Annotated in this window: 13 protein-coding genes; 8 read left to right on the top strand and 5 right to left on the bottom strand. The window is 55.5% G+C overall.

Going from position 1 to position 15,821, the window contains the following annotated elements; all coding sequences use genetic code 11:
* Window positions 1–43: 43 nt before the first annotated feature.
* The 3 genes from fruA to fruB are packed head-to-tail and all read right to left on the bottom strand — an operon-like array spanning window position 44 to window position 3,820.
* Window positions 44–1,735 carry a PTS fructose transporter subunit IIBC gene (gene fruA, locus U9O48_RS15080; RefSeq protein ID WP_285144031.1) on the bottom strand — a complete coding sequence of 564 codons (1,692 nt, stop codon included), beginning with the start codon at window positions 1,733–1,735 and terminating at the stop codon, window positions 44–46.
* A 16-nt stretch (window positions 1,736–1,751) separates the two neighbouring features.
* On the bottom strand, window positions 1,752–2,690 hold the full coding sequence (gene fruK / locus U9O48_RS15085; protein ID WP_095282683.1) for a 1-phosphofructokinase: 939 nt from the start codon (window positions 2,688–2,690) through the stop codon (window positions 1,752–1,754).
* Window positions 2,690–3,820 (bottom strand): fused PTS fructose transporter subunit IIA/HPr protein, encoded by a 1,131-nt coding sequence (fruB, locus tag U9O48_RS15090; RefSeq protein ID WP_285158695.1) that lies wholly within the window; start codon window positions 3,818–3,820, stop codon window positions 2,690–2,692. Before fruB ends, fruK begins: the two co-directional genes overlap by 1 nt.
* A gap of 353 nt (window positions 3,821–4,173) precedes the next feature.
* On the opposite strand from fruB, the gene setB reads away from it, so the two are divergent.
* Window positions 4,174–5,355 carry a sugar efflux transporter SetB gene (setB, locus tag U9O48_RS15095; protein ID WP_282495109.1) on the top strand — a complete coding sequence of 394 codons (1,182 nt, stop codon included), beginning with the start codon at window positions 4,174–4,176 and terminating at the stop codon, window positions 5,353–5,355.
* Here setB and U9O48_RS15100 read toward each other — a convergent pair.
* Window positions 5,352–5,606: a YkgJ family cysteine cluster protein gene (locus tag U9O48_RS15100; protein WP_282495110.1), complete on the bottom strand. Its 255-nt coding sequence runs from the start codon at window positions 5,604–5,606 to the stop codon at window positions 5,352–5,354. The genes setB and U9O48_RS15100 overlap by 4 nt on opposite strands.
* 165 nt (window positions 5,607–5,771) lie before the next feature.
* Between U9O48_RS15100 and yeiP the strand changes: the two genes are divergently transcribed.
* The gene (gene yeiP / locus U9O48_RS15105) at window positions 5,772–6,344 is read left to right on the top strand and encodes an elongation factor P-like protein YeiP (RefSeq protein ID WP_095282688.1); all 573 of its coding nucleotides are present in this window, start codon (window positions 5,772–5,774) and stop codon (window positions 6,342–6,344) included.
* Between the two features lie 121 nt (window positions 6,345–6,465).
* On the opposite strand, the gene uxuA is transcribed toward yeiP, so the two are convergent.
* The gene (uxuA, locus tag U9O48_RS15110) at window positions 6,466–7,656 is read right to left on the bottom strand and encodes a mannonate dehydratase (protein WP_285158694.1); all 1,191 of its coding nucleotides are present in this window, start codon (window positions 7,654–7,656) and stop codon (window positions 6,466–6,468) included.
* Window positions 7,657–7,860: 204 nt separating this feature from the next.
* Here uxuA and U9O48_RS15115 point away from each other — a divergent pair, with 204 nt between their 5' ends.
* The 6 genes from U9O48_RS15115 to U9O48_RS15140 all read left to right on the top strand — a co-directional run bounded on the left by U9O48_RS15115 (window position 7,861) and on the right by U9O48_RS15140 (window position 15,821).
* A complete protein-coding gene (locus U9O48_RS15115) occupies window positions 7,861–9,327 on the top strand; it encodes a fructuronate reductase (protein WP_324722749.1) in 1,467 nt (488 codons plus the stop codon).
* A gap of 121 nt (window positions 9,328–9,448) precedes the next feature.
* Entirely contained in the window at window positions 9,449–10,426 is a 978-nt protein-coding gene (locus tag U9O48_RS15120) for a GTP-binding protein (protein WP_324722750.1), read from the top strand.
* A gap of 43 nt (window positions 10,427–10,469) precedes the next feature.
* Entirely contained in the window at window positions 10,470–11,183 is a 714-nt protein-coding gene (locus U9O48_RS15125) for a phosphatase PAP2 family protein (protein ID WP_285144358.1), read from the top strand.
* A gap of 416 nt (window positions 11,184–11,599) precedes the next feature.
* Window positions 11,600–12,169 (top strand): bifunctional murein DD-endopeptidase/murein LD-carboxypeptidase, encoded by a 570-nt coding sequence (mepS, locus tag U9O48_RS15130; RefSeq protein ID WP_282495117.1) that lies wholly within the window; start codon window positions 11,600–11,602, stop codon window positions 12,167–12,169.
* A 201-nt stretch (window positions 12,170–12,370) separates the two neighbouring features.
* Entirely contained in the window at window positions 12,371–13,927 is a 1,557-nt protein-coding gene (locus U9O48_RS15135; protein WP_285144026.1) for a cyclic di-GMP phosphodiesterase, read from the top strand.
* A gap of 88 nt (window positions 13,928–14,015) precedes the next feature.
* Window positions 14,016–15,821: an extracellular solute-binding protein gene (locus U9O48_RS15140; RefSeq protein WP_285149281.1), complete on the top strand. Its 1,806-nt coding sequence runs from the start codon at window positions 14,016–14,018 to the stop codon at window positions 15,819–15,821.

Below are 15,821 nucleotides of genomic sequence, written 5' to 3' on the forward strand. Positions count from 1 at the left end.
TTTTTTGTCGGTCGGGTAAGCGAAGCGCCACCCGACAATAGGTTTAGGCGACTTTAGCCACCGCTTCCACTTCAGGGCGCTTCAGCACCGCGTAAGACAGACCCGCCACCAGCGTACCCGCGATAATCGCGAACAGATAACCCAGAACCGGGGTAATCGCACCAGGGATCAGCAGAACAAAGAGACCGCCGTGCGGCGCCATCAGTTTCGCGCCAATTGCCATGGAGATGGCACCGGTCACCGCGCCGCCCACGATACAGCAAGGCAGAACGCGCATCGGGTCACGGGCTGCGAACGGAATCGCACCTTCGGTGATGAAGCACAGACCCAGAACCAGAGCCGCTTTACCACCCTCTTGCTGCGCCTTATCAAACTTACGACGTGCAATGATAGTCGCCAGACCCAGCGCCAGCGGTGGCACCATACCGGCCGCCATGATTGCCGCCATCGGGGCATAAGTCTGAGTACTCAGCAGGCCGACACCAAATGCGTATGCCGCTTTGTTGACCGGGCCACCCATGTCGGTACACATCATGCCACCCAGGATCGCGCCCAGCAGTACCGCGTTCGCCGTACCCATGGTTTGCAGCCAGTGGGTCAGACCTTCGAGGATGCCCGCAACTGGTTTACCAATCAGGTAGATCATACCCAGGCCAACCACCAGGCTGGAAATCAGCGGGATGATCAGGATCGGTTTCAGCGCTTCCATACTCTGCGGTAATTTCAGCTTAGAGCTGATGGCTTTCGCCACGTAACCGGCCAGGAAACCGGCAATAATACCGCCGATAAAGCCAGAGCCGGTGCTCACGGCCAGCATACCGCCGATAAGGCCCGGCGTCAGACCCGGACGGTCAGCGATGGAGAAGGCAATGTAACCCGCGAGAACCGGCACCATCAGCGCAAACGCTGAACCGCCACCGATCTGCATCAATGCCGCCGCCAGCGTGCCCGGCTCTTTGAACGCTTCGATACCAAATGCGAAAGAGAGCGCGATACACAGACCGCCCGCCACGACCATCGGCAGCATGTAAGACACGCCGGTCAGCAGGTGACGATAGGCGCCCGCGGACTCTTTTTTGCCTTCGGTTGCTGAGGACTCAGATTTGCCCGTCGCCTGATAAGGCTTCGCTTCCGCGAGGGCTTTATCAAACTCCTGCGCGGTTTTCTTCAGCGCCAGACCGGTGGAGGTGCGATACATCGGCTTACCGGCGAATTTCGCCAGGTCCACTTCGATGTCCGCCGCCACGATCACCAGATCCGCTTCCGCCACTTCTTCCGGGGTAATGGCATTGCCAGCGCCCACGGAACCGCGGGTTTCAACCTTCACCCACCAGCCGCGTTTTTTCGCTTCGGTTTCAATGGCTTCCGCCGCCATAAAGGTGTGCGCCACGCCCGTTGGGCAGGCGGTGATCGCCACGACGCGTTTCGGGCCGCTTGCAGTGGCAACCGCAGCGGTCGCAACCGGTGCGCTGTAGACTGCCGCGTGGCCTTTGGCTTCGCTCAGGAACAATTCAGGGTGTGCCACCGCGCGATTGATATCGCCCAGCCACACTTTTTTGCCGTTCAGCGCGCTGTCAGCAGGAACTTTGTCGCCCAGAACAATCGCCAGTTCGGCGTCATTTGGGTTATCGACCATTTCAACATGCGCTTTGTGTGCCGCCGCGCCCAGCAAGGTCTTCGCCATATAGGCGCGAGCTTGTCCGAGACCGGAATCAATGATCAGCAGCGTTTTCATTATGCCTCTCCTGCTGTTAGTTAAAAGGTTGTAAGTCAACGCGCGCCATCATCGCGGCCAACTGGGTACGTTCGGTAATTCCAACATTGCTCTGACTCACGGCCAGGGCGGCAACAGCGGTCGCAAGACGTAAGGTATGCTCGCTGGATTCACGCATCAGCAGGCCGTAAATCAGGCCGCCGACCATTGAATCCCCGGCACCTACGGTGCTGACCACTTCCACCGACGGTGGCTTGGCGATCCATTCGCCAGACGCGTTAACCCACAGCGCGCCTTCTGCACCCAGTGAAATCACCACGTGAGCAATACCCTGTTCACGCAGCGCATGGGCGGCTTCAATCACATCTTTTAATTCTGGCAGCTTACGGCCCGCCCAGATCTCCAGTTCACGGCGATTTGGTTTGACCAGCCACGGAGAGGCTTTCAGACCCGCCACCAGCGCTTCGCGGCTGCTGTCGAAAATAATGCACGGGCACTGGCTACGCAGGCGCAGCATCCAGTCGGTGAAGGCTTCCGGGCTGACGCCTGACGGCAGACTGCCGCTGACGCAGACCATGTCGAACTGACCCAGCCAGCTCAGGGAGTCATTCACGAAACGCTCCCAGTCTGCGCCGGTCACTTCAAAGCCGGAGAAGTTCAGGTCGGTCACTTCACCGTCTTTTTCCGTCAGCTTAACGTTAATACGCGTACGGCCCTGAACCACCTGGAAACGGTTGGCAATGCCCAGCTCGCTGAACAGCTGCTGGAAACCATCCTGGTTGTCTTTCCCGAGGAAACCGCCCACGGTCACATCGATACCTAAGTCTTTTAAAACTTTAGCAACGTTGATGCCTTTACCGGCAGCGTGCAGGCCGGTGGTACGGACGAGGTTCACTTCGCCGCGTTCAATTTCAGGGCAAAAGCCGACGAGATCGTAAGCCGGGTTCAGCGTAATAGTGGCAACACGTCTGCTCATTATGCGCCCTCCCCCAGACCAGCCGCGATGGCTTCGCCAATCGCTTTCAGCGCCAGTTCAGCATCCGCCCCCTGAGCGGTGAAGCGCAGGCGATGGCCTTTCTTCACACCCAGTGCGACGACTTTCATCAGGCTGCGGCCATTAGCCGGTTTGCCCGAACCATCCAGGTTGGTCACGGTAATCTCACTTTCGAACTGTTTAATGGTGTTGACCAGCATGGTGCCAGGACGCGCGTGCAAACCGTGCTCGTTGCGCACTACAAATTCCGCGGTCAGCAGGTCATCGGTCGGGGCATCGTCACTGGTCAGCAGTGCCAGCAGAGTCGCAGCATCCGCTTTCAGCAGATGTTCAGCTTTGTTGTTCAGCAGCAGATCGCTCAGGCGCTTCAGCACGGAAACCGGCTGTTCATCGGCCATGGCGACAGTCACCAGCAGAGCGGCGTGTTCGCCATCGGCTTCAAACGCGCTAGCGGCACGGCTCACGGCGATGGCGCTGCGCACGTTGCCTTCTGCGCTGTCGTTCAGCCAGACGCCCTGACCCAGATTCAGCGGCTTGTCATTAATCACGCGGGCGACGAAAGCGGTATCAACCGCACCGGCCTCTTTCAGACGACCGGCGTTCAGCGCCTGCAACGTCACCAGATCGGAGGCCGCCACGTCGAGCGTCAGCGTCTCGTTATCCAGCTTCAGCGCTTCGCTCTGTTTTTCACCCATCAGCAGGGCACGCAGCTCTTCAGCCGTGGTCGCAGATTGCAGCTGTTCAGCCACGGAGTCATCGCTCAGGACGTGCGTCAGCTGACGCAGCAGGCCGAGGTGTTCGTCGCTGCTGGCGGCAATACCGATTGCCACGTAAGCCACCTGCCCTTCGCCCCACAAAATCCCCTGCGGGAACTGATAAACCTGCACACCGGTTTTCAGCACCTGGTCGCGGGTATCGGTGGTGCCATGCGGAATGGCGATACCGTTGCCGAGGAAAGTGGAGGTCTGCTGCTCGCGGGCCAGCATGCCGTCTACGTAGCCGTCCGCGACGTTACCCGCCTGCACCAGGGCAGCGGCAATCTTGCGAATGGCCTCTTCTTTATTACCGGCCTGTTCGCCCGGATGGATGTCTTGCACTGATAACTGGAACATGGTTCTCCTCTCTCGCTGAATTGAATCGTTTCAGCCTTAATGAGAAAAAATGCGCTAACCTGCTCCGTCAGTTAAAACAAGATAGCGCTGAAACGTTTCAAGAAGTCTTGCGCGTAATGTAATGGCTTGCAAGGAAAGTTACATTTCACGTTTCAGAATTTAGAAGTGCAGCACATTTCTCCCACATTTGCTGAAATGACAAGGACGTTTACCGGTTCGCTTCAGCACACTTCAGCCAGAAAAGTTTTTGAAATGCTATTTTGATTTTTCGTGGGTAATTTGACCGCACCATCTGTTTATTTTCTGACAAGCGGCGTAAACTCCGCGACTCTTCACATCACCGATATCGAAACATGCACAACTCCCCCGCTGCCGCCTCACCAAAGCCATTTGATTTGACGTCATCGGCGTTTCTGATTGTTGCCTTTCTCACCGGGATTGCCGGTGCGTTACAGACACCAACGCTGAGCCTGTTCCTGACCAACGAAGTCCACGCCCGTCCGGCGATGGTTGGCTTCTTCTTTACCGGCAGTGCCATCATCGGCATTCTCGTCAGCCAGTTTCTCGCCGGGCGATCGGATCGCAAAGGCGATCGCAAAAGCCTGATTGTCTTCTGCTGCCTGCTCGGCGTGTTTGCCTGCGTGCTGTTTGCCTGGAACCGCAACTATTTCGTGCTGCTGTTTGTCGGCGTGTTTCTGAGCAGCTTTGGCTCGACCGCCAACCCGCAGATGTTCGCCCTTGCGCGAGAACATGCAGATCACACGGGCCGCGAAGCGGTGATGTTCAGCTCGATTCTGCGCGCCCAGGTCTCGCTGGCGTGGGTGATCGGCCCGCCGCTGGCCTACGCCCTGGCGATGGGCTTTGGTTTTACGGTGATGTATCTGAGCGCGGCCGTGGCCTTTGTGGTGTGCGGGGCAATGGTGTGGTTTTTCCTGCCGTCGATGCGCAAAGAGCCAAAACTCTCGACCGGCACTCTGGAAGCTCCGCGCCGCAACCGTCGCGACGCCCTACTGCTGTTTGTCGTCTGCACGCTGATGTGGGGCACCAACAGCCTCTACATCATTAATATGCCGCTGTTTATTATTGATGAACTGCATCTGCCGGAAAAACTGGCGGGCATCATGATGGGTACGGCGGCGGGGCTGGAAATCCCGACCATGCTGATCGCCGGTTATTACGCGAAGCGCTTCGGAAAGCGCTTTTTGATGCGGATTGCGGTCGTCGCAGGCTTACTGTTTTACATCGGCATGCTGACGGTTCACACCCCGGCGCTGCTGCTGGCGCTACAGCTGCTGAACGCCATTTACATTGGCATTCTGGCGGGTATCGGCATGCTCTACTTCCAGGATTTAATGCCCGGCCAGGCAGGGGCAGCGACCACCCTTTATACTAATACGACGCGTGTCGGCTGGATTATCGCCGGATCGCTGGCGGGCGTTGTGGCGGAGATCTGGAGCTATCACACGGTGTTCTGGATTGCGCTGGTGATGTGCATTATTACCACCGGCTGTCTGACGCGCATTAAAGACGTTTAGGGCGCGGTGAGCGCTTCCAGCTCAATCAAATAGACCATCGCCTGCTCGCGCGTGCTGCCGCACATCTCTTTTAACGGCTGAAGTGCCCCACAGACTTTCGGGCGCAGTGGCGAGCCGAAGATTTTGCACAGATTGCTGTCAGAAAGCTGAACGCAGCGGGTGTTGGCAGGTTTGCCTTTTGGCATCCCTGGGATCGGGCTTGATATGGACGGTGCGGTGCAGCACGCGCCACAGTCTGGACGACAATCCATAAACCCTCTCAATGAGTGACAGATGCCCGTAGGGTCGGGCGTGGCGCGCACAGTAACACCTTTTGTGTATTGATAGCAAAACCCACTAATTCCGCTTGCCTGAAAGGCTGCGCGCGAGTAATTTGGCGCGATATTTTTTACCTCCCAGTAAACAGGATTACTGCAATGCCAAGAGCGAACGAAATTAAGAAAGGTATGGTACTGAACTACAACAGCAAACTGCTGATTGTGAAAGATATCGATGTTCAGTCCCCCAGCGCCCGTGGCGCAGCAACGCTGTACAAAATGCGTTTTGCTGATGTACGTACCGGCCTGAAAGTGGAAGAGCGCTTCAAAGGCGACGATATCGTGGATACCGTGACCCTGACCCGCCGTTTCGTTGACTTCTCCTACATCGACGGCAACGAGTACGTGTTCATGGATAAAGAAGACTACACGCCGTATATCTTCACCAAAGATCAGATTGAAGACGAGCTGCAGTTCATTCCTGAAGGCGGTATGCCGGATATGCAGGTTCTGACCTGGGACGGCCAGCTGCTTGCGCTGGAACTGCCGCAGACGGTCGATCTGGAAATCGTCGAAACTTCTCCTGGCATCAAAGGCGCTTCTGCCAGTGCACGTAACAAACCAGCGACGCTGACCACCGGTCTGGTGGTGCAGGTTCCTGAATATCTGTCTGCTGGCGAGAAGATCCGCATCCATATCGAAGAAAAACGTTATATGGGTCGCGCGGACTGATTGCGTTTTTTGCCGGATGGCGGCTTCGCCTTATCCGGCCTACGAAAAAACCGGCTTCGAGGCCGGTTTTTTTATGGTTTTGTAGGTCGGGTAAGGCGACGCCGCCACCCGACGATACCGGTTAAAGCAACTCTGGATATTTGGTCATCTTCAGCGCCAGTTCAACCCCGCGCACTTCCGCCATCCCTTTGAGACGGCCAATCGCCGAGTAGCCTGGGTTGGTTTTCTTGCGCAGATCGTCCAGCATCTGATGCCCGTGGTCCGGACGGAACGGAATCGGACGCAAATCCCCCGCTTTCTTGCGGCGCTGCTCTTCGCTCAGAATCGCATCCACCACTGCCACCATATTCACATCACCATTGAGATGCGCCGCTTCGTGGAAGGTTTTCGGATTGCCTTCGCGACAGGTCGCACGTAAGTGGGTGAAGTGAATGCGATCACCGAAGGTTTCAATCATCCGCACCAGATCGTTATCCGCACGCACGCCGTATGAACCGGTGCACATGGTGAAACCGTTGTTGATGCTGTCGACGGTCTCTTTCAGCCACTGCATATCTTCAATGGTGGAAACGATGCGCGGCAGGCCGAGGATTGGACGCGGTGGATCGTCCGGGTGAACCGCCAGACGTAAACCGCACGCCTCTGCCACCGGCACAATCGCGCGCAGGAAGTACGCCATGTTTTCACGCAGCTGATTTTTGTCGATATCACCGTATTCCGCCAGACGCGCGCGGAACTGATCCAGGGTATATCCCTCTTCCGCCCCCGGCAGGCCGGCGATGATATTGCGGGTCAGCTTCTCGATGTCCGCTTCAGTCGCATCGTTAAACCACTGCTGCGCCTGCTGTTTCTCTTCAGCGGAATAATCTGCTTCAGCGCCTGGACGCTTGAGGATGTGCAGCTCGAAGGCAGCAAAAGCGATCTGGTCAAAACGCAGCGCTTTAGAGCCGTCCGGCAGTTGGTATTCCAGATCCGTACGCGTCCAGTCCAGAATCGGCATGAAGTTGTAGCACACGGTGTCAATGCCGCAGGTCGCCAGATTGCGGATGCTCTGCTGATAGTTGGCAATCCAGGTGTCGAACTCACCGGAGTGGGTTTTGATATCTTCGTGCACCGGGATACTTTCAACGACTGACCAGGTCAGCCCTTTTTCCGCCAGCACTGCCTGACGCTTTTTGATCTCATCCACCGGCCAGACCTGACCGTTGGGAATGTGGTGCAGTGCGGTGACAACACCCGTTGCGCCAGCCTGACGCACATCATCAAGAGAAACCGGATCATTCGGCCCATACCAACGCCAGGTTTGTTCCATTGCCTCACCCTCTTAAGTTGTTATACCAATACTATTGTTACAATGACGACTACCATACATGTTTGTTTCTGACGGTCAATACAGGCCGCAGGATTGATTGATCGATCTCACAGAATCTGGATATTTACGGCTTACCAATTCAATTTGCTGTCATATAACTTTACACTGGCATTGTTAATTAATGGTTAATCAGGTGTGTATTTCATGAAGACAATTGCCTCCACCGCGCTCCCTTCTCACGTCCAGCTGCCGCAGTTCGATCGCCAGCAGTTGCGCTCCCGCATCGTCCACTTCGGTTTTGGTGCCTTTCATCGGGCGCATCAGGCGTTGTTAACAAACCGCGTGCTCAACGCCAAAGGGGGCGACTGGGGCATCTGTGAGATTAGCCTGTTCAGCGGCGATGTGCTGATGAGCCAGCTGCGTGCCCAGGGCCATCTTTTCACCGTGCTGGAAAAAGGTGCCGGGGGCAATCAGCCGATTATCGTCGGGGCCGTGCATGAGTGTCTGAATGCCAAACTCGATTCGCTGGCGGCCATTATTGAGAAGTTTTGCGAGCCGCAGGTGGCGATTGTCTCCCTGACCATCACTGAAAAAGGCTATTGCATCGATCCGGCGACAGGGAAACTCGATACGCAAAATGCGCGGATCGTCCACGATCTGGAAAATCCGTCCGAACCGCACTCGGCACCGGGCATTCTGGTGGAAGCGCTGCATCGTCGCCACGAGCGCGGACTGGCACCGTTTAGCGTGCTCTCCTGCGATAACATTCCTGACAACGGCCACGTCGTGAAAAACGCGGTGCTGGGGATGGCAGAAAAACGCTCGCCGGAGCTGGCCGCGTGGATTGCGGCAAACGTGAGTTTCCCTGGCACCATGGTCGACCGAATTGTCCCTGCCGCCACCGAAGAATCGCTGGCGGAAATCACCTGTGAACTGGGCGTGGAAGATCCCTGCGCCATCAGCTGCGAGCCGTTCATCCAGTGGGTGGTGGAAGATAACTTCGTCGCCGGGCGTCCGGAATGGGAGCTGGCTGGCGTACAGATGGTGCAGGACGTGTTGCCCTGGGAACAGATGAAGCTGCGCATGCTGAACGGCAGCCACTCGTTCCTCGCCTACCTCGGCTATCTCGCCGGATATGCGCATATCAATGAGTGTATGGAGGACGACGCGTTCCGCGAAGCCGCGCGTCGCCTGATGCTCGACGAACAGGCCCCGACGCTGCGTATTACCGGCGTCGACCTGACGGGTTATGCCGACAGCCTGATTGCCCGCTTTGCGAACCCGGCACTGCAACACCGGACCTGGCAGATCGCAATGGACGGCAGCCAGAAGTTGCCACAGCGGATGCTGGAAGGCGTGCGCGTCCATTTATCACGCGAAAGCACCTGGCCGCTGCTGGCGCTGGGTGTTGCGGGCTGGATGCGTTACGTCAGCGGCGTCGATGACAACGGCAACAGGATTGATATTCGCGATCCTCTCAGCGATAAAATTCGGGCGATGGTGGACACCAGTAGCGAAGAGGAGCGCGTTAGCGCCCTGCTGGCGCTGAGCGAAGTGTTTGGTACGGATTTGCCGCAGCATCCGCAATTTGTCGAAGCCATTCATCAGGCGTATCAACGCATTGCCCAACACGGCGCGCGTCAGGCGGTGGTTGAGACCCTCGCCATTTAACCCATCGTGCGTTTAAGGCGAACAGAAGCCCCTCTGTTCGCCTCCCCTCTTCCCAGCGCTGTTATTTTTCGCCAGGATTACTGATAATTGTTACAGCATTACAATTATTCCTGGAGCGCATGTGACCAAAACTAACCTCGTAACCGGTTTTCTCGGTAGCGGTAAAACCACCTCTATCCTTCATCTGCTGGCCAACAAAGATCCGGCGGAGAAATGGGCCATCCTGGTAAACGAATTCGGTGAGATTGGCATTGATGGCGCGCTGCTGGCGGACAGTGGTGCGATGGTCAAAGAGATCCCCGGCGGCTGCATGTGCTGCGTTAACGGTCTGCCGATGCAGGTGGGCCTGAACACCCTGCTGCGCCAGGGTAAACCGGACCGTTTAATCATTGAGCCGACCGGTTTAGGTCATCCTAAGCAAATTCTTGATCTCCTCACCGCCCCGGTATATGAGCCGTGGATCGATCTCCGTGCGACGCTGTGTATTCTCGATCCGCGCCAGCTGCTGGATGAGAAAGCCGTGAAAAATGAGAACTTCCGCGACCAGCTGGCCTCCGCCGATATCATTGTGGCGAATAAAGAGGACCGTGCATCACAGGAAAGTCGCGATGCCTTTGATTTCTGGTGGCAGAATTTTGGCGGCGATCGCCAGTTCGTCATGGCGACGCAGGGAAAAATCGATAATGCGCTGCTCGACCAGCCGCGGAGGAATGTAGCCGAACTGCCAGCCAGCGCCGCTCACTCCCACAGTCACGCCCCGCAAAAAGGGCTGGCGGCGCTAAGCCTGCCAGAACATCAGCGCTGGCGTCGCAGCCTGAACAGCGGGCAGGGTCATCAGGCCTGCGGCTGGATTTTTGACGCCGATACCTGCTTTGATACCATTGGCATTCTGGAGTGGGCGAGGCTCGCGCCAGTGGATCGCGTGAAGGGCGTCATGCGCACCCAGGACGGCCTGGTCCGCATTAATCGTCAGGGTGCTGACTTCTTCATTGAAACGCAAAACGTGGCGCCACCTGACAGCCGAATAGAGTTAATTAGTGCGGTTAACACCGACTGGAACGCACTTCAGGCGAGCTTGTTGAAGCTTCGTTTAAGTTGAAGCCACTAACGTTGCCCCCGACTAAACTGCAATGCATATGACGATGATTAAAAAACTTCCCCTGATATTACTGTTCAACGCCGCCGGTGTGGCGCTCTTTTTATCCTGGTATCTGCCGGTGAATCACGGTTTCTGGTTCCCGATTGATTCCGGTATTTTCCATTTCTTCAATGAACAGCTGGTCAAGAGCCAGGCGATTCTGTGGCTTGTCGCCATCACCAACAATCGCGCCTTCGATGGCTGTTCCCTGCTGGCGATGGGCTGCTTAATGCTCTCGTTCTGGCGGAAAGAAGATGCCGCAGGACGCCGCCGCATCATTATGATTGGCCTGGTGATGCTGCTGACCGCCGTGGTGATTAACCAGCTGGCGCAAGGGCTGATGCCGGTTAAGCGCTCAAGCCCGACGCTGTTCTTCCCGGATATTCATCGGGTGAGTGAATTACTGCATATCTCCACCAAGGATGCGTCGAAAGACAGTTTCCCTGGCGATCACGGGATGATGCTGCTTATTTTCGCTTCATTCATGCTGCGCTATTTCGGCAAAAAAGCCTTCGCGGTTGCCCTGATTATTGTTGTGGTTTTCGCCTTCCCGCGCGTAATGATCGGCGCACACTGGCTGACCGATATTGCCGTCGGTTCACTTTCTGCGGTGCTGATTGGTGTGCCGTGGTGCTTAATGACCCCGTTAAGCGATCGTCTGATTAGGGTATTTGATCGCTATCTTCCGGGTAAAATGCAACAAGTCGAAAACAAATAACCAACCTAAATTAACATCATCCATCAGGGATCATTTTCGATCCCTGATGCTTTTCCCGCCATTCATCCGCTATTTTGTCATCTTCTCGTAATATCATTCACCAAACAAATGAATGCGTTGCGTAAGATTTAACCTAAATTGCCGCTATTTTAGGCAATCCCGGTAAATCACTTTCTCTATCACATTTTCTTATAAAAAAGACCCTATTTTTGCTTTCAATGCCTAAGGGGATCGGTTAATCTCGAACTCGTTTTGCCTCACAGAGATAATTATTCTCAGGGTGAATAAGTTTGTGCGTTAGAGCACAGATTTGACCATAAAGAATTGTCTCATTGTGCGCAGGTATTTAGTCTCGTCACGTTTGGCATTTTTATAACGATATTTATCGTTAAGGACTTCAAGGGAAAATAATCAACATGGTCAAATCTCAACCGATTTTGAGATATATCTTGCGGGGAATCCCGGCAATAGCAGTTGCGGTACTGCTGTCTGCATGTAGTACGTCTAACACCGCGAAGAATATGCATCCTGAGACGCGTGTTGTGGGCACTGAAGATGCCTCGTCACTGCAAGCCTCTCAGGATGAATTTGAGAATATGGTACGTAATCTGGACGTAAAGTCCCGCATTATGGACCAGTATGCTGACTGGAAAGGCGTGCGCTATCGTCTTGGCGGCAGCACCAAAAAAGGTATCGATTGTTCCGGTTTTGTACAGCGTACATTCCGCGAGCAATTTGGCATGGATCTGCCGCGTTCGACTTACGAACAGCAGGAAATGGGTAAGTCCATCTCGCGTACCAAACTGCGTACCGGTGATTTGGTTCTGTTCCGTGCCGGTTCAACGGGTCGCCACGTCGGTATCTACATTGGTAACGACCAGTTTGTTCATGCTTCCACCAGCAGCGGTGTGACGATTTCCAGCATGAATGAACCCTACTGGAAGAAGCGCTATAACGAAGCGCGCCGTGTACTGAGTCGCAGTTAATCTGTCGTGTTGTTGGTTATCCCTTGGCTGGCAACACGATAAAAAATAAGCACTGCTTCGGCAGTGTTTTTTTTTGCCCGTTTAACCCCGCGCGCTCTGCCTTCATATATGACTGGTTGCATAAAACCAGGCTATAGTCTTGTAAATACGTAAGATTAGTCGTCCTGCCGGAACCACGACGATCCAGGAACAATGACGTTTATGCTCACTCGTTTCTTTTCCACCAGCCGCAAAGTTCTGACAGGCAGCATCCTCGCGGGCATTATTGTTGCCCTGCTCTGCGGAATGCTGCAGTTTTTTCTGAGCTACCATAAGCGGGAAGCGAAGTTCGATACCCTGATCGTTGATCTTCGGGTCTATATGGAGAGTTATTTCTCCGATCTTAAAACCTCAATTGATACCTTGCAGCCCTTCACCCTGAGCACCTGCCAGGACGTGAGCGCAGAGCTAACCTCCCGCGCCGCCTTTAGCGTCAACGTTCGCGCCTTTTTACTGGTCCGGGATAACGCCGCGTTTTGCTCCTCGGCCACCGGGCCGATGAGTGTTCCCATGAAGGAGCTGATACCGGATCTGGATACCACCAAATCCGTCGATATGGCGCTGCTGCCCGGCACCCCCATGTTGCCGGACAAACCCGCGATCGTCGTCTGGTATCAGAATCCGCTGGTTAAAGGCGGGGGCGTATTTACCTCCATCAATATTAATTTGACGCCTTATCTGCTCTATACCTCGCGCCAGGACGAGTTTGCCGGTATCGCGGTGATTATTGGCAATATGGCCTTATCCACCGCGTCAGGCCATCTGATCAACGTCAACGACTTGCATGGCACCCCTATCCGCAGCGCGACCCTGAAAGACGTTCCGCTCACCATCAACCTGTATGCCCAGGAGTGGACCACCTACGAAATCCTCTTCGCGCTACTCTTTGGCCTGATATGCGGTATTGCGGCGGGCACCCTCTCTTTTTATATCCTCAACATCCGTCTGAACCCGGGCAAAGAGATCCTCACCGCCATTAAACGCGGTCAGTTCTACGTGGTGTATCAGCCGGTGGTGGATGCGAAAGAGCTGAAGATGCAGGGCTGCGAAGTGCTGATGCGCTGGAAACACCCGACGATGGGCGAAATCCCACCGGATGCCTTTATCAATTTTGCCGAAGCGCAAAAACTGATTGTCCCGCTGACGCTGCATCTGTTTGAGCTGATCATCCGCGATGCGCCGCTGCTGCAAACCGTGCTGCCGCCGGGAGCGAAGCTGGGCATTAACATTGCGCCAGGCCATCTGCATTCGGAAAACTTCAAAGATGACATGCGCGAATTCGCCGCGTCGCTGCCACCCGATCACTTCCAGGTGGTGCTGGAAATTACCGAACGCGACATGATTAATCAGCTCGAAGCGGCGCCTCTGTTCGAATGGTTGCATCACGAAGGCTTTGAAATTGCGATTGATGATTTCGGTACCGGTCACAGCGCGCTGATCTATCTGGAGCGTTTCACCATGGATTACCTGAAAATCGATCGCGGATTCGTGAACGCCATAGGTACGGAAACGGTCACTTCGCCGGTGCTGGATGCCGTTCTCACGCTGGCGCGACGCCTTAACATGGTGACTGTGGCGGAAGGTGTGGAAACGCCCGAGCAGGCGGCATGGCTGCGTCAGCATGGGGTGAATTATTTGCAGGGCTACTGGATCAGCCGCCCGATGCCGCTGGCACAGTTCCTGAAATGGGAATCTGACGTCGCCATAGAGAGCGAATGATTTCCCAATGACGGTTTCGTCACTTATTATCAGCTAAACCATAAGTCTCACCGCGGGTGAGCCAGAACAGATGAGGGATACGCTGCGAATGACTATGCGCTTTGTTTTGCTGTTAATGGCGTTATTCAGCGTGACCTGCCAGGCGCAGAGTATTAAAGAGAGCTACGCGTTCGCGGTGCTTGGCGAGCCGAAGTATGAAGCGAACTTTACCCACTTCGATTACGTTAATCCCGCGGCCCCTAAAGGCGGAAACATCACCCTCTCCGCCCTCGGCACCTTTGATAACTTCAACCGCTTTGCCCTGCGCGGTGTCCCCGCCGAAAGAACTGACGCCCTGTACGACACGCTGTTTGTCACTTCCGATGATGAACCGGGCAGTTACTACCCGCTGGTCGCCGACTCCGCGCGCTATGCGGATGACTTCTCCTGGGCAGAAGTGACGATCAACCCGCGCGCCCGTTTTCATGACGGCTCCCCGGTGAAAGCCAGCGATGTGGCCTTTACCTTCCATAAGTTTATGACCGAAGGGGTGCCGCAGTTCCGGCTGGTGTTCAAAGGTGCGACCGTGAAAGCCATCGCCCCGCTGACCGTGCGCATTGAGCTCGCCGAGCCGGGCAAAGAGAACATGCTGAGTCTTTTCTCGCTCCCGGTGATGCCCGAGTCGTTCTGGAAAGACCATAAGCTCAGCGATCCTATCTCTAAACCTCCGCTGGCGGGCGGGCCATACCGCATCACCAGCTGGAAGATGGGGCAATACGTGGTCTATTCACGGGTCAAAGATTACTGGGCGGCGAATTTACCGGTCAACCGGGGTCGCTGGAATTTCGATACCATCCGATACGACTACTATCTGGATGATAACGTCGCCTTCGAAGCCTTCAAAGCCGGGGCATTCGATATGCGCCAGGAAGTCAGCGCCAAAAACTGGGCGACTCGCTACGTGGGCAAAAACTTTGCCAACCACTTCATTGTGAAGGACGAGCAAAAGAACGAATCCGCCCAGGACACGCGCTGGCTGGCGTTTAATATTCAGCGCCCGGTGTTTGCCGACCGACGCGTCCGCCAGGCCATTACCCTCGCCTTTGACTTTGAGTGGATGAACAAAGCCCTGTTTTACGGGGCCTACAGCCGCACCAACAGCTATTTCCAGAATACCGAGTACGCAGCGCGGGGTTATCCTGACGCCGCCGAGCTGACCCTGCTGGCTCCTCTTAAAGCCGAAGTCCCGCCGGAAGTCTTTACCAGCATCTTTGAGCCCCCGACGTCGAAAGGCGATGGCTACGACCGTGAAAACTTACTCAAAGCCAGTAAGCTGCTCGACGACGCGGGCTGGGTGCTGAAAAACCAGAAACGGGTGAATGCGCAAACCGGAAAACCCCTCAGCTTCGAACTGCTGCTCTCTTCGGCGGGCAACAATCAGTGGGTGCTCCCGTTCCAGCACAATCTGGAACGTTTAGGCGTCACCGTGGAGATCCGCCAGGTCGATAACGCGCAGATCACCAACCGCATGCGTAACCGCGATTACGACATGATGCCGCGCCTGTGGCAGGCCCAGCCGTGGCCAAACAGTAATTTGCGCATCTCCTGGGCCTCGGAGTACATCAACTCGTCCTACAACGCCCCCGGCGTCAAGAGCCCGGTCATCGATAATCTTATTGCGCAAATAACCGCCGCGCAGGGCGACAAAGAGAAGCTCCTGCCGCTGGGCCGTGCGCTCGATCGCGTCCTGACCTGGAACTACTACATGCTGCCGATGTGGTTTATGGGTGAGGATCGCATTGCCTGGTGGGATAAATTCTCTCAGCCATCCATTCGCCCAATCTATTCTCTGGGGCTGGATAACTGGTGGTATGACGTCAACAAAGCCGCCAAACTGCCCGCTGAACGGCGTTAA

It is taken from the genome of Lelliottia sp. JS-SCA-14, assembly GCF_035593345.1.
GTDB classification, from domain to species: Bacteria; Pseudomonadota; Gammaproteobacteria; order Enterobacterales; family Enterobacteriaceae; genus Enterobacter; species Enterobacter wanjuensis.